This window comes from Streptomyces sp. NRRL F-2664, assembly GCF_000719345.1.
In the GTDB taxonomy this organism is placed as follows: domain Bacteria; phylum Actinomycetota; class Actinomycetes; order Streptomycetales; family Streptomycetaceae; genus Streptomyces.
Genome location: NZ_JOFX01000001.1, coordinates 81,241 through 103,007 on the forward strand (window position 1 = coordinate 81,241; position 21,767 = coordinate 103,007).

The following is a 21,767-nucleotide window of genomic DNA, read 5'->3' on the forward strand; positions in this document are numbered from 1 at the left end:
CAGGTGCTTATCTGTGTCCTATCCATGTACTTCGGCGCCGCGCAGCGCCGGACGGCAACGAGGCCGGTTCCGGAGCGCGGCGCCTTCGCCGTGCCCGTCCGCCGCCCACCACCCCCGGGCGGGGTCGGCCCGGCGCGCACCACTGCAGGGGGGCGGCACACCGCTGTGAAGAGGATGTTCGTGGCTCCGGATCCGGGGCGTCTGCGGCTGAGGACCTCGGTCCGCGCGGTGATCGGCGTCGGCGCCGCCGTCGCCCTCGCCGAACTGTGCGGTCTCTCCCTGACCGCCTCCATCACCGGCGGCCTGGCAGCGCTGCTCGCGCTGTTCACCGTCACCGACCCCACTGTGCGCCGCCAGGCCGTCACCACCGCCCTGCTGCCCGCCGCCGGGTTCCCGGTACTGGCCCTGGCCACCGCCCTGCACGGGGTGACCCCGCTGCGCGACGCCGCCTTCGTCCTCGTCGTCTTCTGCGGGGTCTACGCCCGACGCTGGGGCCCGCGCGGCCACGCACTCGGGATCTTCGCGTTCATGAACTTCTTCGTGACGCAGTTCCTCCATGCCCTCCCGGCCCAGCTCCCCGAGCTCTACGCCGCCGTCGGCCTGGCCCTGGCCGCGTCGGCCGCGGTGCGCTTCCTGCTCTGGCCCATCGAGCGGCGCACCCCGCCGCCCGCCGCCCCCGCACCGCTGCCCGGCCGCGGCCTGGCCCGGCACACCACCCGCCAGGCCTTCCAGGCGACTGCCGCCTGCGCCGTCGCCCTCGCCGTCGGCCAGGTGCTGTCCGAGGACCGCTGGTACTGGGCCGTGGGCACCGCCTGGTGGATCTTCGTCAACACCGCCTCCCGCGGCGAGACGCTGGTCCGCGGCTTCCGCCGGGTGCTGGGCACCGTCGTCGGCGTCGCCGCCGGCGTACTGATCGCCATCCCGTTGGACGGCGCACCCCTTCCCACCGCCCTCCTGGTCGCGGCCTGCGTCTTCGGCATCTTCTACACGGCCGCCGTCTCCTACAGCTGGATGATCCTCGCGGTCACGCTGATGGCCGGGCTGCTCTACGGCCTCCTCGGCGTGCTGGACCCCGGCCTGCTCGTGCTGCGCCTGGAGGAGACGGCGGTCGGCGCCGTGTGCGCCGCGCTGGCCGTGGTCCTCGTCCTGCCCGTCACCACCCACGCCACCAACGACGCCTGGATCCAGCGCGCGCTGCACTGCGTGCACGCGGCCACCGCCCAGGCCGCCGCCCGACTCGCCGGCTCCGCGACGGCGGATCCCGCCCCGCACGCCGCCGAGCTGGAGACCCTGCTGGCCCGCGTCCGGACGGCCCTCGCCCCGCTGGTCCACCCGCTCAGCCCGTTCCGGGCCCGTAAGGCGCGCGCCGGCCAGGTCATCGCCCTGCTGGACGACTGCGCCCGCGAGGTGCGCGGCCTGGTGGCCGTCGCCGCCGACCCGGACGCCGGCCACGACGCCCGCCTCGCCGCCGCCTGCTGGCGCGTCGAGGCCGCCGTACAGGCGCTCACCGCGGGCGAGCGGGAGCTCGAAGGACCTCGGGCGGCGCACCCCGCCGCCCCGCCCGCCGGCACCGCCGAGCCCGCGCTCGCCCACCTCCAGGGCCTCGAACGGGCCCTCACCCAGCTGGCCACCCCGCTGGGCACCGACCCGAAGGCGCCGTTCGTCATCAGCGCCTGAGCAGCGCACCCCACCCGGCCGCCGGTCCCTCCGGCGGCCGGCCGGGGGTGTGCACCACCCCCAGCGCCTGGGTGGCCCGGGTCAGCGCCACGTAGAGGTCGCTCGGCCCGAACTCGCCCGGCTCCACCACGATCACCGTGTCGAACTCCAGCCCCTTGGCCTGCCGCGGATCCAGCAGCACCACCTCCCGGGTCAGATCGGGCTCGGCGCCCTCCCGTACCCCCGGCAGCACGCCGGTCAGCGCCGCATGCCGCTCCCGCCGCGCGATCACCGCGAGCCGCCCCTCCGCCGGCCGGTCCCGCTCCACGGCCTCCGCGACCGCTGCGGCGAGGTCCTCGGCCGCCCGCGCCCACGGCCGCACCCCGGTGGACCGCACCGAGCGCGGCGGCTCGAACCCCGGGTCGCGCTCGCGCAGCACGGCCGCCGCCACCGCCATGATCTCGGCCGGCGTGCGGTAGTTGACCCCGAGCCGGACCAGCTCCCAGCGGTCGCCCACGTACGGCGCCAGGATCCGCTCCCAGGAACCGCAGCCCGCCTCGTCACCGGTCTGCGCGGGATCGCCGACCAGCGTCATCGAACGGGTCGGGCAGCGCCGCATCAGCAGCCGCCACGCCATCTCCGACAGCTCCTGCGCCTCGTCCACGATCACGTGCCCGAACGCCCAGGTGCGGTCCTGCGCGGCGCGCTCGGCGGTACTGCGGTGGTCGGCCTCCTCATGGCGTTCCGCCATCCGCTCCGCATCGATGATGTCGTGGGCCGCGAGGTACTCGTTCTCCTCGTCCTCGAACTCGTACGACTGCGAGCCCGCCGAGACGTCCAGCACGCCCTGCGCGTACGCGATGCGCCGCCGGCGCTGCCGCTCCTCGGCGGCGCGCAGCGCACTGTCGTCCTCCCCGAGCAGCTCGGCCGCCTCGTCCAGCAGCGGCACGTCGGCCGGGGTCCAGTCGGGCCGGGCCGAGCGCGCGCGCCGGATGAGCCGGGCCTCGTCCGGGGGCAGGTGCGTGGGCTCCGCCAGGAAGTCCGCGATCAGCCGCTGCGGGGTGAGGGAGGGCCAGAGCGAGTCGATGGCGGCGTGCACGGCCCGGCTCGTCGCGATCTCCTTGCCGAGCTGGGCGACGTCGTCCGGCCCCAGCAGGTTGGGTCCGCCGTACGGATCGGCGCCGAGCCGGTCCGCCAGCTGCGCGGTGAGCGCGTCGATGACGGCGAAGGCGAAGGCCGGACGCGCCTGGTTGTGCGGCAGCCCGGTGGCCCGGGCCCGGTCGCGTGCCTCGTGGGCCATCGTGCGGTCCAGCCGCAGGGTCCCGTGGTCGTCGTGGTCAATCTCCAGCGCGGGCTCCGGGACGGTGTCGTACTCCTCGCCCGTGTCGGCCGGCACCTCCTCCGGCAGGCGCTGCCGGTCGGCCACGACGCGGGCGAGGACCCGCGCCATCGAGGCGCGGCCCTTCACCGCGGCGGCCCCCGGGCGGTCGGTGCCGGTGGCGTGGACGCCGGGGAACAGCTCGCCCGGCGTGGACAGCAGCACGCCCGTCTCGCCGAGCGCCGGGAGCACTCCGCCGATGTAGCCGAGGAAGGCCGGCCCCGGCCCCACGATCAGCACCCCGCGCCTGGCGAGCAGCTCGCGGTGGGCGTACAGCAGGTATGCGGCGCGGTGCAGCGCGACCGCGGTCTTGCCGGTGCCCGGCCCGCCCTCGACGACCAGCACCCCCCGGTGCGTGGAGCGGATGACCCGGTCCTGCTCGGCCTGGATGGTGCGCACGATGTCGTGCATGCGGCCGGTCCGGGCGGCGTCCAGGGCGGCCAGCAGCACCGCGTCCGCGTCGGCGCCCTCGTGGCCGGTGCGCTCCGCGTCGGTCAGGTCGAGGATCTCGTCGTGCAGGGCGGTGACCACCCGGCCGCGGCTGCTGATGTGCCGGCGGCGCCGCAGCCCCATCGGGGTGTGGCCGGTGGCGAGGTAGAAGGGGCGGGCGACCTCGGCCCGCCAGTCCAGGACCAGCGGTGTGCGGTCCGCGTCGTCGGCGCGGATCCCGATGCGGCCGATGTGGTGGTCGGCGCCGTCGGAGAACTCCAGGCGCCCGAAACACAGGCCGTTCTCCCCGGCGTTCAGGGCGGACAGCAGACCGGACTGCTCGGCCACCAGGACATCGCGCTCCAAGCGCGCCTGGAAGCCCGTCCCCACGTCCCGCAAAGCCCCTTCGACCGCCTGTTCGGCCTGGTCGCGCAGGTCGTCGAGGCGCCGATAGAGGTCGGTGACGAATTGCTGCTCTTTTCGGAATTCCTCGGTTGACAATTGCGCTCCCGCCGCGATATAGTGTCTCCGTAAGCTTTTCGCGATTTGTTAGGGTCCAAGTCGCGAACCATTCAATATACGCCTTCTCCTCCCTCGGCAGTGAATTCGGCCGGGGTTTTTTTGCGTACGGTGGATCTCATGACGACCACCCCGCACGAGCCGGCCGGCGCAGTCGTCCACCGCCTCGCGCGCCCCGAGGACGCGGGTGCCATCGAGGCCCTGGACGGGTCCTTCACCACCTCCACCGTCTTCGAGGTGACCGCCTCCGGCGACGGGTGGGGCTTCCTGCTCCGCGAGGTCCCCGTGGACCCGCCGGTGCACAAGGCGTTTCCGCCCGAGGAGCACGACGAGCAGGGGTTCGCCCGCGGCGCGGGCCCCGACGTGGACGCCGACACGCGCACCTTCGTGGCCCTCGACGGCGACGAGCTCTGCGGTTTCGCCGCCGTCGGCTACTCCGCATGGAACCGGCGGCTGACCGTCGAGGACATCGAGGTCGCGCCCGGCCACCGGGGCCGCGGGATCGGCAGCGCGCTGATGGAGCGCGCCGCGGAGTTCGCCCGCGCACGGGGCGCGGAGCACCTCTGGCTGGAGGTCAGCTCGGTCAACGCCCCCGCCGTGCACGCCTACCGGCGCATGGGGTTCACCTTCTGCGGCCTCGACACCGCGCTCTACGACGGTACGCCGTCGGCGGGTGAGCGGGCGCTGTTCATGAGCCGCCCCTGCCGCTGACCCGGCTCGGCTCGAGGCTCGATGCGTGGCACTCGGTGCAACCGGGGGCGCGCGGAGGGTCCGACGCTCCGTCAGTTCGCCGGGTGCGCCGGGTGCGCCGGGTGCGCCGGATCGTACGCCTTCACGCCCCCCGTCCGCAGCCGTTTCCGCGAGGATCACCCGGAGGAGTGTTCCGGGAGCTCATGCCGTACGCCGCTGACCTGCGGCAGGTACAACGGGTAATTGTTTACTGCACATTCATCCGGCACGTACAGGGTGGATCTGGTCGGACAGGGGGTACCCCGCCGGAATGGAAATTCTTCAACAGCGCTCCACCACCGCACAGGTGTGGCAGGCGGCCGAGGAGTTCATCCGACTCTTCCACAGGGAGAACGCCGGCGCGGGTGATCCGCGCGCCCGGCTCGCCGCCGTCAGGGCGGAACTGGCGGACACCGGTACCTATGTGCATACGCCCGAGGAGCTGGCCCACGGGGCGCGTGTCGCCTGGCGCAACAGCAACCGCTGCATAGGCAGGCTCTACTGGAACTCGCTGCGGGTCCGCGACCGCCGCGGCCTCACCGACGCCGACGCGATAGCCGCCGAGTGCTTCGACCACCTGCGCGAGGCGACCAACGGCGGCCGGGTCAGACCCACCATCACCGTCTTCGCCCCGGAGACCCCGGACCGCCCGGGGCCGCTGATCTGGAGCGAGCAGCTCGTCCGCTACGCCGGCTACGGCGACCACCCCTCCCTCACCGTCGGTGACGCCCGCAACGCCCCGCTGACGGCGGCCCTGCTCCGGCTCGGCTGGTCCGGCGGCGCCGGCACCCCCTTCGACCTCCTCCCCCTGGTGGTCCAGGGCGTCGACGACAAACCCCGGTGGTTCGACACCCCCGCGGACGCCGTCCTGGAGGTGCCGATCGGCCATCCCGACGGCGACGACTGGGCCGACTGGGGCCTGCGCTGGCACGCGGTACCGGCCATCTCCAACATGTGCCTGGAGATCGGCGGCATCCACTACCCGGCCGCGCCGTTCAACGGCTGGTACATGGGCACCGAGATCGGAGCGCGCAACCTCGCCGACACCGACCGCTACAACCTCCTGCCCGCCGTCGCCCGCCGCCTGGGCCTGGACACCTCCGACGACCGCTCCCTGTGGAAGGACCGCGCCCTCGTCGAACTCAACCGGGCGGTCCTGCACTCCTTCGACCGCGCCGGGGTCACCATCGCCGACCACCACTCCGAGTCCCGGCGCTTCCTCTCCCACATGGCGCGCGAGGAGCGCAAGGGACGGGACGTGGGGGCCGACTGGTCCTGGATCGTGCCGCCCATCTCCGGCTCCGCCACCCCCGTCTTCCACCGCACCTACGAAGACCTCCCCAGCAGTACGGCCTATGTCCACCACGCCGGCGCACAAGAACGGGCCCGGGGCCGGGATTTGGTCTAGACCTTCTGTTACCGTCGGCTGCGTACGGATCCGACAGCGGTGAGAGGGGTTTCCTGTGGACGACGCCGACAGCACGGACCGAAGCGGCGAACACCGGGCCTACATCGGTTCCTTCACCTCGGGGGGCGGCCGCGGTGTCACCACCGCGACCGTGGATCCGAAGACCGGGGCGCTGACCCCGCTCTCGGTCGCCACCGCCGAGGATCCGTCGTACCTCGCCCTCGCCAGGGACACCGGCGTCCTCTACGCGGTGAGCGAGAGCGAGCGGGGCGAGGTCGCGGCCTTCCGGCCCACCACTGGCGGCCTCGCCCCGCTCGGCGCCCCCGTGCGCGTCGGCGGCTCCGGGCCCACCCACGTCAGCGTGGCCGGACGCCGCCTGTTCACGGCCAACTACACCTCGGGCAGCGTCAGCAGCCTCGCGCTGGCGGCCGACGGCCGCCCGACCGGACCGGCCCGGGTCCTCGCGCACCGGGGCTCGGGCCCCGACACGGCCCGACAGGCCGGCCCGCACGCCCACCAGGTGCTGACCGACCCGTCCGGCCGCTGGGTGTGCAGCGTGGATCTCGGCACGGACTCGGTACGGGTCTGCGTGCCCGACGCGGCCACGGGGGAGCTGCGGGTGCACGCCGAGACACCGCTGCGCGCCGGCACCGGGCCGCGCCACCTGGCCTTCCATCCGGAGGGCGAGGCGGTCTACGTCCTGCACGAGCTGGAGCCGCAGGTGACCGTCTGCCGCTGGAACGGCGCATCCGGGCGGCTGGAACCGGTCGAGGAGGTTCCGGTGGCTTCCCCGGGCGCGCCAGGGGCCGTACGGGCGTACCCCTCGGCGGTCGTGGCCTCGCCCGACGGGCGGTTCCTCTGGGCGGCCGTGCGCGGGGCCGACGCGCTCGTCACCCTGTCGCTCGCCGACGGCCCCCGCAGGCCGCGGCTCACCGGCAGTGCGGACTGCGGGGGCGTCTGGCCGCGGGACCTCGCCGTGGACGCCGCGGGGAGCCGGCTCTACGCGGCCAACGAGCACTCCGGCGACGTCACCTGGTTCGACGTGGACCCGCTCACCGGCCGGCCGCACCGGGCCGGGTCGCTGCCCGTGCCCGCCGCCAGCTGCGTGGTCCTCGCCCCAGGCGCGTAGGGCCGCACCACGCGAAGGCCCCCGCCCTCCGGGGAAACCGGGCTCGGCGGGGGCCTTCGCGTCGTAGGGGACGGATCAGTGCGCGGGCGTGCCCTGAGGAATGCCGAGCGCCGCCGTGTACTGCGCAACGGCCAGCTTGCCGAGGGCCGGGTAGGCGCCGAGCACCTCGGCGGTGGCGCAGTCGGCCTCCTTGCAGGCGGTGTCCAGCAGCCCGTCGGCCGCCTCGGGCCCGATCAGGTACGGCGCGAGGGCGAGCTGCGTGGAGCCCTCGCGGCGCAGCTGCTCGGCGACCGCGGCCACCGAGCCCTCCTGGTCCAGCGCGGCGGCCTGGACGGGTACGGCGAGCCGCGCGGCGAGCAGCATGCCGGTGATGCCGGCGGCCTGGACGGCCTCCTCGCCGCCGGTGGTGGCGAGGACGATGCCGTCGGCGGCGGTGGTCACGGTGAACAGGCGGGCGCGGTCGGCGCGGGCCAGACCCGCCTCGGAGAGGCGCACGTGCAGGCCCTCGGCCAGCAGCGGGTGCGGGCCGAGGACGTCGGCCAGCTCGGCGGCGGCGGAGGAGTCCATCAGGGCCTGACGCATCCGGCGCAGCAGGTCGCTGGCCGGACCCGCGAGCAGCGGGACGACCACGGCGTCCGGGCCGGTCTGCTCGGGCACCTCGTGGCCGGCTGCGCGGGCGAACTCCGCCCGCGCGGTCCGGTCGGCCGCCACGGCGCTCAGCACGCCGGACAGGGACGGGAACTCGGAGGCGTCGTCACCCTCCAGGAAGCCGACGCGGGCGTCGAGGCCCGGCAGCTCGGAGCGGCCGATGCTGATGATCTCTTCCGCCAGCCCCCGCGAGGCGGCCGAAGGCGCACCGGGCACCGCGAGCACCAGCGCGGGCGCGCCCTCGGGCGCGGCCGCGGGCTCGGGCCGGCGGTGCCGTCCGGTCGGGCGGGGTCGCGGCATTCGTACGGGCAGGCCATGTGCGGGGCCAGTGGGGGAGCTCATGGCGCCGCATGCTACTGGCTTATCGGAACAAGGTGTTCGGGCAGGGCCATCCCGTGCCGCATCTGTCCGTATTTATCCGTTGAATTGCAGATACGCTCAACTGACGGACGGCAAGCGCCAGTCCACGGGCTGTGATCCCTGGCCGACCAGCAACTGGTTCGTCCTGCTGAAGGGCCGCGAGCCGAAGAAGCCGTAGTCGGCCGACTTGGGGGAGGGGTGCGAGGACTCCACCACCGGCAGGTCGCCCAGGAGCGGCCGCAGATTGCGGGCCGCCCGGCCCCACAGGATCGAGACCAGCGGCTTCCCCCGCGCGGCCAGGGCACGGATGGCCTGGTCGGTGACCGCCTCCCAGCCCTTGCCCTGGTGCGCGTTCGACCGGCGGGGCGCGGTGGTGAGCGAGCGGTTGAGCAGGAGCACGCCCTGCCGGGTCCACGGGGTCAGGTCGCCGTTCGCGGGCCGGCCGGTGCCCATGTCCCGGTGCAGCTCCAGGAAGATGTTGTCCAGGCTCGGCGGCACCGGCCGCACGTCGGGTGCCACCGAGAAGGACAGCCCCACCGCGTGGCCCGGGGTCGGATACGGGTCCTGGCCCACGATGAGGACCTTCACCTCGTCGAAGGGCTGCTGGAAGGCGCGCAGGACGTTGGCCCCGGAGGGGACGTACGTCCTGCCCGCCGCGATCTCTGCCCGCAGGAAGTCGCCCATCACGGCGATCTGCGCCGCCACGGGCTCAAGAGCCCGGGCCCAGCCCGGCTCGACGATCTCGTTCAACGGTCGTGCTGCCACGGTGGATCACTCTACTGGCCGATCGTCGCCGCCCGCACGCACAGGACGTCCGGCAGGTGCTCGGCGAGCAACTGCCAGCTGTCGCCGTCGTCGTGGCTCGCGTACAGCTCGCCGTTGCGGTTGCCGAAGTAGATGCCCGCCGGGTCCGCGTCGTCCGTGCAGAGCGCGTCCCGCAGCACCGTGCCGTAGTGGTCGGCGGCGGGCAGCCCGTGCGTGAGCGGCTGCCAGGTGGTGCCCGCGTCCTCGGTACGGAAGACCCGGCACCGGTGCTCGGCCGGCACCCGGTCGGAGTCCGCGTTGAGCGGGAAGACGTAGGCGGTGTTCGGCCGGTGCGGGTGGGCGGCCACCGCGAAACCGAAGTCGGAGGGCAGTCCGTCGCCGATGTCGGTCCACCGGGTCCCCGCGTCGTCGCTGCGGTAGACCCCCCAGTGGTTCTGCAGGTACAGCCGGTCCGTGTCGCCGGCGTCGCGGGCGATCTTGTGCACGCACTGGCCGAACTCCGGATTCGGATCCGGCAGGAACACCGCCGAGACTCCCTGGTTGGACGGCTCCCAGCTGGCCCCGCCGTCCCGGGTCCGGAACACCCCGGCGGTGGAGACGGCCACGGTCAGCGCGTCCGGGTCGCCGGGGTGGGTGATCACGGTGTGCAGGCCCTCGCCGCCACCGCCCGGGACCCATTTGCCGCGGGTCGGGTGCTCCCACAGCGGGCGGACCAGCTCGAAGGACTCGCCGCGGTCCGTCGAACGGAACAGCGCGGCCGGCTCCGTGCCCGCGTACACCACGTCCGGCGCCTCGTCCCCGGCCGGCTGGAGCTGCCAGACCCGTTCCAGCGAGGCGCCGGTGTCCTGGGGGAACTTCACCGCCGGCCGGGCCGGTTCGTGCCAGGTCGCCCCGAGGTCGTCGGAGCTGAAGACGGACGGCCCCCAGTGGGTGCTGTCCCCTCCGACCAGCAGCCGCGGGACCGGGCCGCGGCGGTCGACGGCGAGCGCGTAGACGGCCTGGGCGTTGAAATGGGGCTCACCGAACTCCCAGGGCCCGTCCCCCCGGCGGCGGCCGATGAACAGTCCCTTGCGGGTTCCCACGAGCAGCAGTACATCGGCCATGGCCGGCACCTCCGGACGTCGTCGCCTTCTTCGCAGAGCGTCTTTCCGGCCAGTCTGCACCCGCCCACCGACAAGAGCCCGGCGGGCGCCGCGCACCGCACATCGGATGATCTATACCGATCATTTACCGCTGGGAAATGATTGCGCCTTGCATGAGGGTGTTCTTCATGGGTTGACTTCAAGCCACTGCTGCCGCATGTGGAAGGACGTACGTGGCCACCGAGCACCTCTCTCCGCTCGACCTCGCCTTCTGGCGGATGGAATCCGCCGACCACCCCATGCACCTCGGCGCCCTCGCCGTGTTCCGGCCCGCCGGACCGCCGGGCTCCGGCGGGCACGCCGCCGAGCGCGCCGCCGCACTCCTGGCCGTACGCTGCGCCGCCGTCCCCGGCCTGCGCCGCCGGATCCGGGACGTGCTGCTGCCGCTGGGCGCCGCCGCCTGGTCGCCGGACCCGGACTTCGACCCCGCACGGCACGTCTTCCTCGTCCGCACGGACCGCATCCGCGTGCACGAGGCGGCCGGGCCGCTGATGGCCCGCCCCCTCGACCGCGACCTGCCGCCGTGGGAGGCGCACGTGCTGGCCGGACCGGATCCGGACACCTTCGCCGTGCTCTTCAAGTTCCACCACGCCCTCGCCGACGGCCTGGGCGCCCTCGCCCTCGCGGCCGCGCTGTTCGACGAGGTCCCGGAGCCGCGGGCCGCCGTGCGCCCGGTCCCCGGACAGCGGGCCGGCTCCGTCCTGAGCCGGATCCCCGGGGTTCTCGCCGCCCGGGTCCAGGGCGTCGGGCAGGCCCTGGAGATCGGCGCCGCCGTGGCCCGCGGCGGTCTGCCGCTCGGTGTCCCGGCCGCGCTCACGGCCGACCCCGCCGGCGCGGGCCCCCGTACCGTCGCCGGACTCACCCTCGACCTGGACGAGGTCAACCTGGTCCGCAAGGGGGCCGGCGGCACCGTCAACGACGTGCTGATCACCCTCGTCGCCGGCGCCCTGCGGCGCTGGCTGGCGGAGCGCGGCGACCCCGAACCGCTCGGGGCCGGCCCGCGGGCCCTGATCCCCGTCTCGCGCCGCCGCGGGCCGCGCGGCGCCGACGGCGCACGCAACCGGCTCTCCGGCTACCTGCTGCGACTGCCGCTCGCCGAGCCCGACGCGCTGCGCCGGCTGGACCGGGTACGCGCCGGCATGGACCGCAACAAGGACGCCGGACCCGCCCGGGGTGCCGGGGCCGTGGCCCTGCTCGCCGACCACGTGCACCCGCTCGGCCACCGCCTCGGCGGGCCCCTCGTCGCCCAGGCCGCCCGGTTGCTCTACGACATCCTCGTCACCAGCGTCCCGTTGCCCGGCCTCACCTTCTCGCTCGGCGGCAGCAGGGTCCATGAGGTCTACCCGCTCGCCCCGCTGGCCCGCGGCCAGTCCCTCGCCGTCGCGGTCTCGACCTACAAGGGGACGGTCCACTACGGCCTGGTCGCCGACGCGGCCGCCGTCCCCGACCTGGCGGCCCTGACCGGAGCGCTGCGCGCGGAGCTGGACGCGCTTGTACGAGAAGTCTCGTAGTACGAAAGGATTCGTAGTATGGTGACTCTCGTACTTGGGCGCCGATCCCGGCGCGCCCGGTGACCTCTGGAGAGCCCGATGAGTGCTGCCCCCGCCGTACCCGCTGCTTTCGCCGCCCTGTTCGAGCCGTACACCCTCCGATCGGTCACGGTCCCCAACCGGGTGTGGATGACCGCGATGTGCCAGTACAGCGCGGAGGCCTTCGGGCCGAACGCGGGCGTCGCCCAGGACTGGCACTTCGCCCACTACGCCGCCCGCGCGACCGGCGGCACCGGCCTGATCATCCAGGAGGCCACCGCTGTCTCCCCGGAAGGCCGGATCTCCCCCTACGACCTCGGCATCTGGAACGACACCCAGGTCGAGGCCCTGCGCCGGATCACGGGCTTCCTCAAGACGCAGGGGACCGTCCCCGGCATCCAGATCGCCCACGCCGGCCGCAAGGCCTCCACGGACCGCACCTGGAAGGGAGGCGCGCCCGTCGGCGCCGACGCGCACGGCTGGCAGCCGGTCGCCCCGAGCGCCGTCCCGTTCGCCGAGGGCCACCCGGTGCCGCACGAGCTGACGACCGATGAGATCGCAGAGATCACCGGCCGGTTCGCGGCGGCGGCCGGTCGGGCCCTCGCGGCGGGCTACGAGGTCGTCGAGATCCACGGCGCCCACGGCTACCTCATCGGGGAGTTCCTCTCCCCGCACAGCAACAGGCGCACGGACGCCTACGGCGGATCCTTCGAGAACCGGACCCGCTTCGCCCTGGAGGTCGTCGACGCCGTGCGGGCGGTGTGGCCGCAGGAGCTCCCGCTCTTCTTCCGGATCTCCGCCACGGACTGGCTGGAGGAGGGCGGCTGGACCGCCGACGAGACGGTGCGCCTGGCCCGGCTCCTCCAGGAGCACGGCGTGGACCTCCTCGACGTCTCCACCGGGGGCCTCGCCCCCGGCGTGACGATCCCGGTCGGCCCCGGCTACCAGGTGCCCTTCGCCGCCCGCGTGAAGGCCGCGACGAGCCTGCCGGTGGCCGCGGTCGGCCTGATCACCGAGCCCGCGCAGGCCGAGAAGATCCTGGCCAACGGCGAGGCCGACGCGGTCCTGCTGGGCCGGGAGCTGCTGCGCGACCCGTACTGGGCCCGCCGTGCGGCCGCCGAGCTCGGCGCGCAGGTCCGTACGCCCGAGCAGTACCACCGGTCCTGGTGACGGCGGTGCGGCCGCGGCGGCGGGGCCGCGGCCGCACCCTCCTGTTCCGGCCGGTCTTCCCGAGCCCCGCGCCTCCTTCGACGACTCTCGTACCATGGGGGCCCGACCAAGCCGAGTGAGCGGAGCAGGGACATGACGGACCGGGACACCTCCCGCACCCTCGCCCACCCGGAGGCGGCCGAGATCCGCCTGGAGGGCGTGCTGCACGCCCTCTCCGACCCGGTCCGGCTCTCCATCGTCCTGGACCTGGCCGGCTCGGCGGACGACCTGGCCTGCTCGCACTTCGACCTGCCGGTCACCAAGTCCACGACCACGCACCACTTCCGCGTCCTGCGCGAGAGCGGGGTGGTGCGCCAGGCCTACCGGGGCACCACCAAGCTCAACGCCCTGCGCCGAGACGACCTGGAGGCGCTCTTCCCCGGCCTTCTCGACAGCGTCCTGGCGGCGGCCGCCGCCGAGGCGGACCGGCTGTCGGTGCCCGGCCGACCTGCACCGGGCCCGACCCGGGACCGCTACCAGGCAGCGGGCCGGTAGTCCTTGAGGAACACCGCGTGCAGCGGCCTGCCCGCCTCGCCTTCGCGGATGGGGTGGTAGATGCGCGCCGCGCCGTCGACGACGTCCAGCGGCGGCCGCCATCCCGTCGACGCGTGTCGCGCGCGGGCGGCCGCGGGCTTCTCGTCCGTGATCCAGCCGGTGTCGACGGAGCAGCAGTGGATCCCGCGTGCGGCGAGGGCGGCGGCGCTGGTGCGGGTGAGCATGTTCAGGGCGGCCTTGGCCATGTTGGTGTGCGGATGGTCGGGGGACTTGTTGGGGGCGCCGAACTGGCCCTCCACGGCGGAGACGTTGATCAGGTAGCGGCGGGGGTGCGGCGAAGCCTCCATCAGCGGCAGCAACCGGTCGGCCAGCAGGAACGGGGCCACCGCGTTGACGAGTTGCACCTCGATCAGCTCCGCGGCGCTGATGTGGCCGAGCTGGAGCGTCCAGGAGTTCATCGGTGCGGTGTCGGGCAGGAGTCCCGCGGCATCGACCACGCCGCCGACGCCCGCCGGCACGCCGGGTGCGGCCGGCTCCGCAGTGCCGCCCGCGGTGAGGGCGAGCTGCGCACTGCCGGGCACGGTGAACCCCGGGGCCGCCCAGTGGCGTGCGGGGGGCAGGCCGGCCGCCTCGGCGGCGGCCAGGGCCGCGTACGCCTCGGGTGGGCGGCGCAGGGTCTGGGCCGCGTTGTTGACGAGGATGTCCAGCGGGCGGCCGCGGGCCAGCTCCTGGTCGGTGAAGGCCAGCACCTGACGCGGGTCCCGCAGGTCGAGCGCGGCTATGGTCAGTCGCTCCCACCAGAGGTCGCGGTCCGGGGCGGCCGCGAAGCGGGCGGCGGCGTCGCGGGGGAAGCGGGTGGTCACGGTCAGGTCGGCGCCGTCACGCAGAAGCATGAGGGCGAGCTCGTGCCCGATCTTGACGCGGCCCCCGGTGAGCAGGGCCCGGCGGCCGCCGAGGTCGGTCCGTGCGGTGCGCTGGTCGAGGTGGGAGCCGGCGCAGGGCATGCACAGCCGGTGGTAGAAGGGATGCACTTCCCGGTACGGGGTCTTGCAGACGTAGCAGCGCTGGCTGCGCCGCAGGCTGCCGACGGCGGCCGGCTGCCCCGCGGCGGGCGTCGGCCCTGCTGCGGAGGTCTCGACCTTCCGCCGGGCTGCCGGCAGGGGCCGCGGTCCGGCCGACGGGGCGGGGAGGGCCGTGTCCATGACCCGGTCGCGGGCTCCGGTGGCGGTGGCGGCGAGCAGCGCGGCGTCGACCTCCCGGTCGCGCAGGCGTGCTTGGGCCCGGCGGTCGCGACGGCCGCGCCGCAGGAGGTTCTTGGCTGCCCCCTCGATGCGGCGGCGCCGAGCGTCCTGCGCCGGCAGGGCGGCGGCCTGCTCCAGGAGTGACAGCAGGTTCTCCACGGACTCACTGTCCATACACGTCTTCGAATTCACCGTCCCATCTTCCGGGTCGGCCGGCACGGTCGGGGGAGCGGGAGGGGGGACGACCGCAAGCGCCGCGGGAAGGGGGACACGCGATCCGCCCATGGTGCGGCCGCACTGCTCCACGCAGGCCCGAAGCAAGGCTCTGCGGGCCGGGGGCGAGCGGCTCGACGGGCCCTCAAAGTGCGGGAGGCGCGCCCGCCGCGGCCAACAGGCCGGGCCAGTCGGGGATCTTGACGGAGCGACGGCCCAGCGAGCGGCCCAGATCGGCCTCGGCCGACTCGATCGCCATCCAGCCCGGCCACTCCACCGGCCGCAGGCCCGCCGCGCGCAGGGCGTCCAGCGGGTCGCCGGGGAGCGCGCGGCGGGACAGCACCCCCGCGTCCTGGAGCAGCGAGGACGCCGTCTCCTTCGCGCACGGCCGGTTCGTGCCGATGACTCCCGTCGGGCCCCGCTTGATCCAGCCCGCCACGTACTCGCCGACCGAGGCGCGACCCGCCCGCAGCACCCGTCCGGCCGCGTGCGGGACCGTGCCCGTCACCGGGTCGAACGGCAGCCCGGCCAGGGGCACGCCCCGGTACCCCACCGAGCGCAGCACCAGCTGCGCCTCGACGTCCTCGTGGACGCCCGTACCGGTGACCCCGCCGCGGCCGTCGGGGGCGGTCCGCTCGAAGCGCATCCCGGTGACCCTCCCGTCCGGCCCGCCGAGCACCTCCACCGGGCGCAGGTAGAACCGCAGCGCGATGCGGCGGGGCCCCGCGGCCGGGGCCGCTGCGGCCCAGCCCCGCAGCACCTCCAGGTTCCGCCGCGCGACCGCAGGCAGCGCGGCGGCCGCGTCCGGATCGGCATACACGGGGTCCAGGGCCAGTTCGGCCGGGTCCGTGCGGGCGTCCACGCCCGGCAGCGTGCCCAGTTCCCGCAGTTCCTTGGTGGTGAACCTGGCCTGGGAGGGCCCCCGCCGGGCCACCATGGACACTGTGCGCAGGCCGCTGTCCGCGAGCGCGGCGAGAGCCGGCTGCGGCATGTCCGTCGGGGCCAGGCCGGCCGCGCCGCGGGCCAGGATCCGCGTCACGTCCACCGCGACGTTGCCCGCCCCGACCACCACCGCCGCGTCGACCCCGGGCAGGCCGAAGGCCTCGGCGGCGGCGTCGGGGTGCCCGCTGTACCAGGACACGAAGGCCGTGGCCGAGTGCACCCCGGCGAGGTCCTCGCCGGGGATCCCCAGCATCCGGTCCCGGGCCGCGCCCACGCAGTAGACGACCGCGTGGTAGAGCTCCAGCAGCCGTGCCGCGGGCAGGGCGGCTCCGCCGACCTCCACGTTCCCGAGGAAGCGGATCCGCTCGTCCTCCAGCACCGTGCGCAGGCTGCCCTGGAGGGACTTGATCTTCTCGTGGTCCGGTGCGACGCCGTACCGGACGAGCCCGTACGGGGCGGGCAGCCGGTCCAGTACGTCCACCCGCACCCCGGGCACCTCGCGCTGCTGGACCAGCGTCTGGGCCGCGTAGACCCCGCTGGGGCCCGATCCGACGACGGCGACACGAAGCACGGCGGAGCTCCTTCCGCAGGTGGTCCCAGCATGCCACCGCCCCGACCGCGGGTCAGCCCATCGTGCGCATCCGGTGGATCTCGGCGCTCTGCGTGGCGACCACCTCGTTGGCCATCTCCTCGACGGCCGTGTTGTTCCCCCCGGCCAGCGCCTCGCCCGCCATCGTCAGGGCCCCCTCGTGGTGGGCGGTCATCAGCCTGAGGAAGAGCCGGTCGAAGTCCGCGCCCCTGGCGGCGGCCAGCTCCTGCAGCTGCTGTTCGGTCGCCATGCCCGGCATGGCACCGTGGTCGTGCCCTTGTGCGTGCCCCGGCTGCTGGCCGTGGTCGTGACCGGGGGAGGGGGTGCCGGAGCCCGCCGTCGGCGCCGGGTGGCGGGCCAACCACTTCTGCATCGCGCCGATTTCGGGTTTCTGAGCTGCGGTGATCCGCTCCGCCAGCCGTTTGACCGCATCGGCCGCCGCGCGCTCCGGTGCCAGCGCGCTCATCGTCAGCGCCTGCCGGTGGTGCTCGATCATCCGCTGCACGTAGGCGTGGTCGGCGGCGTTCGGACTGTCGTCGGGTTTGGCCTTGGCGGCCTGTTCGGGAGTCAGTGTGCGTGCGGTCTCGCCCGGCCTGCCCGGCGCGACGACCGTGGCCCGTCCGTCGTCGTCCCGGTCCGCCCCGCCGTCCTGGCAGGCCGTGAGGGCCAGGAGGAGGCCGGCGGCCGCCCACGCCGCGGTCGTCCGTAAGGGCCGCGTGGTCAGGGCCTTGCGACCCCGGAGGTCTGTTGCCATGTCCATGAAGGGAAGATACTGCCGGGGTCCTGGTTCCGTTCCCCTGCGGAAGGAACCGATCGGGCTCCCATGGGAGGCACAGTGACCTCGTTACGCACCAGGAGAGCGCATCAGAGGAGGGCGGGGGTGGTCGCAGCGGCGGCCGGACTCCTCGCGACCCTCCTGGCGGCCGGACCGGCGGCGGCCACCCCCGACCCGGGCGACCTGACGACCGGCCACGGCAGCCATCAGGGCACGGCCGCCTCCGACGGCGGGGGATCCGCCCCGGGCGGCATCCCCGGCCCGGACGAGATCGTGCACAGCGCCAACATCCAACACCTGGCGAACGTCCCCTCCACCGACCCCGCCGTGATCAACTCGGACATCGCCTTCCAGGGCCGGTACGCCTACGCGGGCAGCTACAACGGCTTCACGATCTACGACATCGCCAATCCCAGGACGCCGAAGAAGGTCACCGAGGTGCTCTGCCCCGGCGGGCAGAACGACATCTCCGTCGACGGCGACCTGCTCTTCCTCTCCACCGACTCCTCCCGCAGCGACGACTCCTGCAACAGCGTCTCGCAGCCCGCGACGGAGAAGTCCTCGTGGGAGGGCATCAAGATCTTCGACATCAAGGACAAGAAGAACCCCCGCTACATCAAGTCCGTCGAGACGGCCTGCGGCTCGCACACCCACACCCTCGTCCCGGACGGCAGGGACGTCTACCTCTACGTCGCCTCCTACTCCCCGAACGAGGCCTTCCCCGACTGCCGGCCGCCGCACGACGGCATCTCGGTGGTGAAGGTCCCGAGGAAGGCGCCGACGCAGGCCGCGGTCGTGGCCTTCCCGGTCCTCTTCCCCGACGGCGGCAACCCGGGCGCGCCCACCAACCCCGGCGTCTCCAAGACCACCGGCTGCCACGACATCACCGTGCTGCCGTCGAAGGACCTGGCCGCCGGCGCCTGCATGGGCGACGGCATCCTCTTCGACATCAGCAGGCCCGAGCAGCCGCGCGTCATCGACCGGGTGCAGGACAACGTGAACTTCGCCTTCTGGCACTCGGCCACCTTCAACGAGCGGGCGAACAAGGTGGTGTTCACCGACGAACTCGGCGGCGGTGGCGGCGCCACCTGCAACGAGGCCACCGGCCCCGACCGGGGCGCCGACGGGATCTACGACATCACCGGCCGCGGGGACCAGCGCAAACTCGTCTTCCGCAGCTACTTCAAGATCCCGCGCCACCAGGCCGACACCGAGAACTGCGTCGCCCACAACGGCTCGCTGGTGCCCGTCGGCGGCGGCCGCGACATCATGGTGCAGGCCTGGTACCAGGGCGGCGTCTCGGTCTGGGAGTTCACCGACTCGGACCGGCCCCGTGAGATCGCCTACTTCGAGCGCGGGCCGCTGACGACGGACCGGCTCGGTCTCGGCGGATCCTGGTCGGCGTACTACTACAACGGACACATCTACTCGAACGACATCGCCAAGGGCCTCGACGTGCTGCGGATCGACGACCGCCGCACAGACAGCGCAAAACGGGTCCGCATGGACCGGCTCAACGTGCAGACCCAACCCGACTACCGCTGAACCGTGAGGTCACAGGCGTGAGTCGAGCGTTCCGCCGGGCGGCCCGCCGTCCGGCGGGACACCCAGCTCCCAATCCAGCCCGTAGCGCTGGAACAGCTCCGCGCGCAGCCGCGCGGCCGGCATCGGGGCGCCGGGCATCAGCACCGCCACGACGGCCCCCATCAACAGGGCGCGCAGCAGCGGATAATCCGCGTCCACATCCGCCGAGCCGTACCCGGCGAGGGTGTCGCGCAGCAGGGCGGCCAGCCTCCGCTGCTCCGGGCACTGCACGAAACCGTCGGCCGTGAGGATGCCCGCCATGTGCGTCCGCATCAGCAGCGGTTCGTCCCGGGCCAGCCCCAGGACCGCGTCGATCGCGCGCGCCAGCCGTTCCCGCCCGTCCGCGCTGCGGGGCTCCCGTTCCAGTGCCGCGTGCAGGGTGAGGTGCATCAGCCGGTGCACGGCCGCCTGCAGCAACTGCCGCTTGCCCGGGAAGTAGTAGGAGACCAGGCCGCGCGCCGCACCGGCCCGGTCGGCGATGTCGCCGAGGGTCGTGGCCTCGTAGCCGTGCTCGGCGACGAGTTCGACCGTGGACTGCAGCAGCCGCTCCCGGGAACGTCTGCGCAATTCTTCATTGACCGAGGCGCTGCGCGGGGACATGCTTACTCCTGCGTTGACTGGCTCGCAGCCAATATACTCAGCGCACGGGGTCGCCTGCTCTGGGTGACACGGGGGATCATCCAGGGCAGGCGCGCCTCATCCACAGCGCTCCCGCCGATCCCGGCCGCGCCCGCGGACGCACACCGACGTCGCCAACACCACCAGGGCCGCGCCCAGCAGCCAGCCCGCCACCACGTCCGAGAGCCAGTGCACACCCAGGTAGAGCCGGGTGAAGCCGACGCCCAGCACCGAGACGGCAGCCGCGGCCCAGGCGGCCGGCGCCCACCGCGGAGCCGGCCGGGGGACGAGCCACAGCAGCATCCCGCACACCGCCGCCGCCGTCAGGGCGTGGCCGGAGGGGTAGGCCGCGTAGTGCGCCGAGTCCACCGGGTCCGACCACACCGGACGCTCCCGCCCCACTACCGCCTTCAGCCCCTGCTGCACCAGCGTGGCCACGAGCACGACCAGCGCCACCCGCAGCGCCCGCTCCCGCTCGCCGCGCCACCACAGCGCGCAGCACGCGACGGCGGCGAGCAGGCGCATGGCCCACGGGTCCCAGACCCAGTCCGTCAGCACCCGCATGGACTGCGTGACCCCGGGGTGGACGACGGCGTGCGCGTGCAAGTCCCGCGCGACCCGCTCGTCGCCCGCCAGGAGCGGCTGCCAGGCCGCCACCACCAGGGCGGTCAACAGCGCCGTCAGCAGTGCGCACCCGATCCCCACCCACCGAAAGTGATCGTTCCGCATACGGGGATCCTCGCACCGGCGAACCCGGTGCGGCGCCGGACACTCCCTACCTCAACGCGCTCAGCCCCGGTACGAAGGCCACCAGCAGGGGGACCGCCGGCACCAGCGCGGCCAGCGCCGTCAGGCGCAGCCGACGCCCCGGCGAGAGCCGGGGCGCGGCCGACAGCAGCCTGCGCACCCGCTGCGGTACATGCGCCTCGGGCGGCGACGTCGCCGTGAACACCCCGCGGTCCTCGTTGAGTCCGACGAGCGCCAGCGCGACCGTCAGCCGTCCGAACCGTCGCGAGGCCATGTCGTCGGCGGCCAGCTCCACCAGCCGGTGCATCTCTGCCTCGAAGGCCGCGAAGACCGGCACCTGCGGGAAGCCCCGGGCCAGCGCCCGCGAGCAGTGCAGCAGCCAGTCGTGCCGGGCCGCCGCGTGCCCCTGCTCGTGCGCCATCACCGCGTCCAGCTGGCTGCCCTTCAGCCGGCCCAGCGCCGCCGTCGTGACCACCAGCTGCGGGGCCGCTCCCGGCAGCCACCAGGCGTCCGGCCGCGGACCCTCCAGGACGACGAGACGGGCGCCCGCGGGATCCTCCCCGGGCAGCAGCGGGGCACGCTCCAGCAGTTCACTGCCCTGCGCGCGCCGCCGGGCCCGCGCCCGCAGCACCTCTCCGGCCAGCATCGCCCCGGTCCACAGGCCGCCGCCCGCCAGGACGAGGGCGGTGCCGGCGGCCCAGGGGCCCCCGGACGCGCCGAGTGCGTAGGCGTCGACCACCCCGTGCGGGGCGACGGCGAAGAGCCGGCCCCGGACCGCCTGCCAGGCCGCGGCGGCGCTCAGCAGCATGGACAGCCCGAAGCACAGCAGCACCGCGCCGACGACGCACTGCCACACCCACAGGGCCACGACCGGCTCGCGTTCGGGCCATTGGGCCCGGGCCAGCAGACGGGGAGCGAGCACCGCGGTCAGGGCGCCGAGCAGCAGGAGAGCGGCGGGGACCATCATGGCCACCAGCCTATGAGCGGGGGACTACCTGCGGGTACGGGACGGGTGCATTGGTGACGCAGGACACGTCCGCGGGCACCGTCACATCGCCGGGAGCATCGCCAACATCCCCATCCCCATGGCCAGTCGGCAGGCCCTGACGAGTTCGGTGGGCGGGCCGTGCGCGGGGCCCGGACCGCCCGGCGTGATCAGACGCGCCCCGCCGAGGACCACATAGCCGGCGTAGTAGAGCAGCAGGGCCCCGGTCAGCAGCGGCAGCCCGGCGCCGTGGCCGTGTCCGCCCCCCGGTCCGAGGCCCGCGGTGGCGGTCATGTAGACCATCGTCAGCGACCCGACCAGGTGGTGCGCGTGGTGGGCCCCGTCCCGCAGCAGCCACACGGCGTGCAGCGCCGCCGCGCAGAAGACCGCGCCCAGTACGGGCGGCCGCCATGCGCCGCCGCTCCCTAGGGGCACCGCCATCAGCGCCATGCCGAACCCCATCACCGCCTCTCCGGCGGCCGGCCCGCCCCACTCGCACGCCCTGCGCAGGCAGTACGCACCGCTCACGGCGCACAGGAGTACCAACAGCCAGGCGGAGAGGGAGGCGGGCAGGGACGAGGCGGATCCGTGCACGGCGGAACCTCCCGGTTCGTCGGCGTCACGGGGAGAGATGCCCTTCTCGCACGGGGCTCACGCGGCCCCGGGATAGGCTCTCC

At 74.2% G+C, this 21,767-nt stretch carries 19 protein-coding genes; 8 read left to right on the forward strand and 11 right to left on the reverse strand.

What is annotated here, in order from left to right:
- The first annotated feature begins 174 nt into the window (after window positions 1-174).
- Window positions 175-1,677, forward strand: coding sequence for an FUSC family protein (locus tag IF89_RS0100325; RefSeq protein WP_030759195.1), 1,503 nt, complete (start codon window positions 175-177; stop codon window positions 1,675-1,677).
- On the opposite strand, the gene IF89_RS0100330 is transcribed toward IF89_RS0100325, so the two are convergent.
- Window positions 1,667-3,964 (reverse strand): HelD family protein, encoded by a 2,298-nt coding sequence (locus tag IF89_RS0100330; RefSeq protein ID WP_051806662.1) that lies wholly within the window; start codon window positions 3,962-3,964, stop codon window positions 1,667-1,669. The two genes, IF89_RS0100325 and IF89_RS0100330, sit on opposite strands and share 11 nt — an antisense overlap.
- Before the next feature lie 138 nt (window positions 3,965-4,102).
- On the opposite strand from IF89_RS0100330, the gene IF89_RS0100335 reads away from it, so the two are divergent.
- The 3 genes from IF89_RS0100335 to IF89_RS0100345 all read left to right on the forward strand — a co-directional run bounded on the left by IF89_RS0100335 (window position 4,103) and on the right by IF89_RS0100345 (window position 7,248).
- Window positions 4,103-4,693 (forward strand): GNAT family N-acetyltransferase, encoded by a 591-nt coding sequence (locus IF89_RS0100335; RefSeq protein WP_030759200.1) that lies wholly within the window; start codon window positions 4,103-4,105, stop codon window positions 4,691-4,693.
- 289 nt (window positions 4,694-4,982) lie between these two features.
- Window positions 4,983-6,119: a nitric oxide synthase oxygenase gene (locus IF89_RS0100340; protein ID WP_030759203.1), complete on the forward strand. Its 1,137-nt coding sequence runs from the start codon at window positions 4,983-4,985 to the stop codon at window positions 6,117-6,119.
- Window positions 6,120-6,174: 55 nt separating this feature from the next.
- Window positions 6,175-7,248, forward strand: coding sequence for a lactonase family protein (locus tag IF89_RS0100345; protein WP_030759205.1), 1,074 nt, complete (start codon window positions 6,175-6,177; stop codon window positions 7,246-7,248).
- A gap of 75 nt (window positions 7,249-7,323) precedes the next feature.
- Here the strand turns inward: IF89_RS0100345 and IF89_RS0100350 are convergent, their stop codons facing one another.
- From IF89_RS0100350 to IF89_RS0100360, 3 genes are all read right to left on the reverse strand, one after another.
- Window positions 7,324-8,238 carry a sirohydrochlorin chelatase gene (locus IF89_RS0100350; RefSeq protein WP_030759207.1) on the reverse strand — a complete coding sequence of 305 codons (915 nt, stop codon included), beginning with the start codon at window positions 8,236-8,238 and terminating at the stop codon, window positions 7,324-7,326.
- A 96-nt stretch (window positions 8,239-8,334) separates the two neighbouring features.
- Complete coding sequence (locus IF89_RS0100355) at window positions 8,335-9,021, reverse strand: uracil-DNA glycosylase (protein ID WP_030759209.1); 687 nt, start codon at window positions 9,019-9,021, stop codon at window positions 8,335-8,337.
- Window positions 9,022-9,032: 11 nt separating this feature from the next.
- Window positions 9,033-10,124 (reverse strand): WD40/YVTN/BNR-like repeat-containing protein, encoded by a 1,092-nt coding sequence (locus tag IF89_RS0100360; protein WP_030759211.1) that lies wholly within the window; start codon window positions 10,122-10,124, stop codon window positions 9,033-9,035.
- 212 nt (window positions 10,125-10,336) lie between these two features.
- Here IF89_RS0100360 and IF89_RS0100365 point away from each other — a divergent pair, with 212 nt between their 5' ends.
- From IF89_RS0100365 to IF89_RS0100375, 3 genes are all read left to right on the forward strand, one after another.
- Window positions 10,337-11,674 carry a wax ester/triacylglycerol synthase family O-acyltransferase gene (locus tag IF89_RS0100365; RefSeq protein WP_030759213.1) on the forward strand — a complete coding sequence of 446 codons (1,338 nt, stop codon included), beginning with the start codon at window positions 10,337-10,339 and terminating at the stop codon, window positions 11,672-11,674.
- 78 nt (window positions 11,675-11,752) lie between these two features.
- On the forward strand, window positions 11,753-12,862 hold the full coding sequence (locus IF89_RS0100370) for an NADH:flavin oxidoreductase/NADH oxidase (protein WP_030759216.1): 1,110 nt from the start codon (window positions 11,753-11,755) through the stop codon (window positions 12,860-12,862).
- Window positions 12,863-12,994: 132 nt separating this feature from the next.
- Entirely contained in the window at window positions 12,995-13,396 is a 402-nt protein-coding gene (locus IF89_RS0100375; RefSeq protein WP_051806663.1) for an ArsR/SmtB family transcription factor, read from the forward strand.
- Here IF89_RS0100375 and IF89_RS0100380 read toward each other — a convergent pair.
- The 3 genes from IF89_RS0100380 to IF89_RS0100390 form a co-directional block, all read right to left on the reverse strand.
- Complete coding sequence (locus tag IF89_RS0100380; RefSeq protein ID WP_234327611.1) at window positions 13,375-14,796, reverse strand: SDR family NAD(P)-dependent oxidoreductase; 1,422 nt, start codon at window positions 14,794-14,796, stop codon at window positions 13,375-13,377. The genes IF89_RS0100375 and IF89_RS0100380 overlap by 22 nt on opposite strands.
- Before the next feature lie 199 nt (window positions 14,797-14,995).
- Window positions 14,996-16,363, reverse strand: coding sequence for an FAD-dependent oxidoreductase (locus IF89_RS0100385; RefSeq protein WP_030759224.1), 1,368 nt, complete (start codon window positions 16,361-16,363; stop codon window positions 14,996-14,998).
- 52 nt (window positions 16,364-16,415) lie between these two features.
- Window positions 16,416-17,141 (reverse strand): DUF305 domain-containing protein, encoded by a 726-nt coding sequence (locus IF89_RS0100390; protein WP_420706845.1) that lies wholly within the window; start codon window positions 17,139-17,141, stop codon window positions 16,416-16,418.
- 63 nt (window positions 17,142-17,204) lie between these two features.
- On the opposite strand from IF89_RS0100390, the gene IF89_RS0100395 reads away from it, so the two are divergent.
- Entirely contained in the window at window positions 17,205-18,701 is a 1,497-nt protein-coding gene (locus IF89_RS0100395) for an LVIVD repeat-containing protein (RefSeq protein ID WP_051806664.1), read from the forward strand.
- Between the two features lie 9 nt (window positions 18,702-18,710).
- Here IF89_RS0100395 and IF89_RS0100400 read toward each other — a convergent pair whose 3' ends face one another.
- The 4 genes from IF89_RS0100400 to IF89_RS0100415 form a co-directional block, all read right to left on the reverse strand.
- Window positions 18,711-19,340 (reverse strand): TetR/AcrR family transcriptional regulator, encoded by a 630-nt coding sequence (locus IF89_RS0100400; protein WP_030759233.1) that lies wholly within the window; start codon window positions 19,338-19,340, stop codon window positions 18,711-18,713.
- Window positions 19,341-19,436: 96 nt separating this feature from the next.
- A complete protein-coding gene (locus IF89_RS0100405; RefSeq protein WP_078628007.1) occupies window positions 19,437-20,087 on the reverse strand; it encodes a phosphatase PAP2 family protein in 651 nt (216 codons plus the stop codon).
- 46 nt (window positions 20,088-20,133) lie between these two features.
- A complete protein-coding gene (locus tag IF89_RS0100410) occupies window positions 20,134-21,072 on the reverse strand; it encodes a M56 family metallopeptidase (protein ID WP_030759240.1) in 939 nt (312 codons plus the stop codon).
- A gap of 81 nt (window positions 21,073-21,153) precedes the next feature.
- Window positions 21,154-21,684, reverse strand: coding sequence for a DUF5134 domain-containing protein (locus tag IF89_RS0100415; RefSeq protein WP_030759243.1), 531 nt, complete (start codon window positions 21,682-21,684; stop codon window positions 21,154-21,156).
- Between the last annotated feature and the right edge of the window lie 83 nt (window positions 21,685-21,767).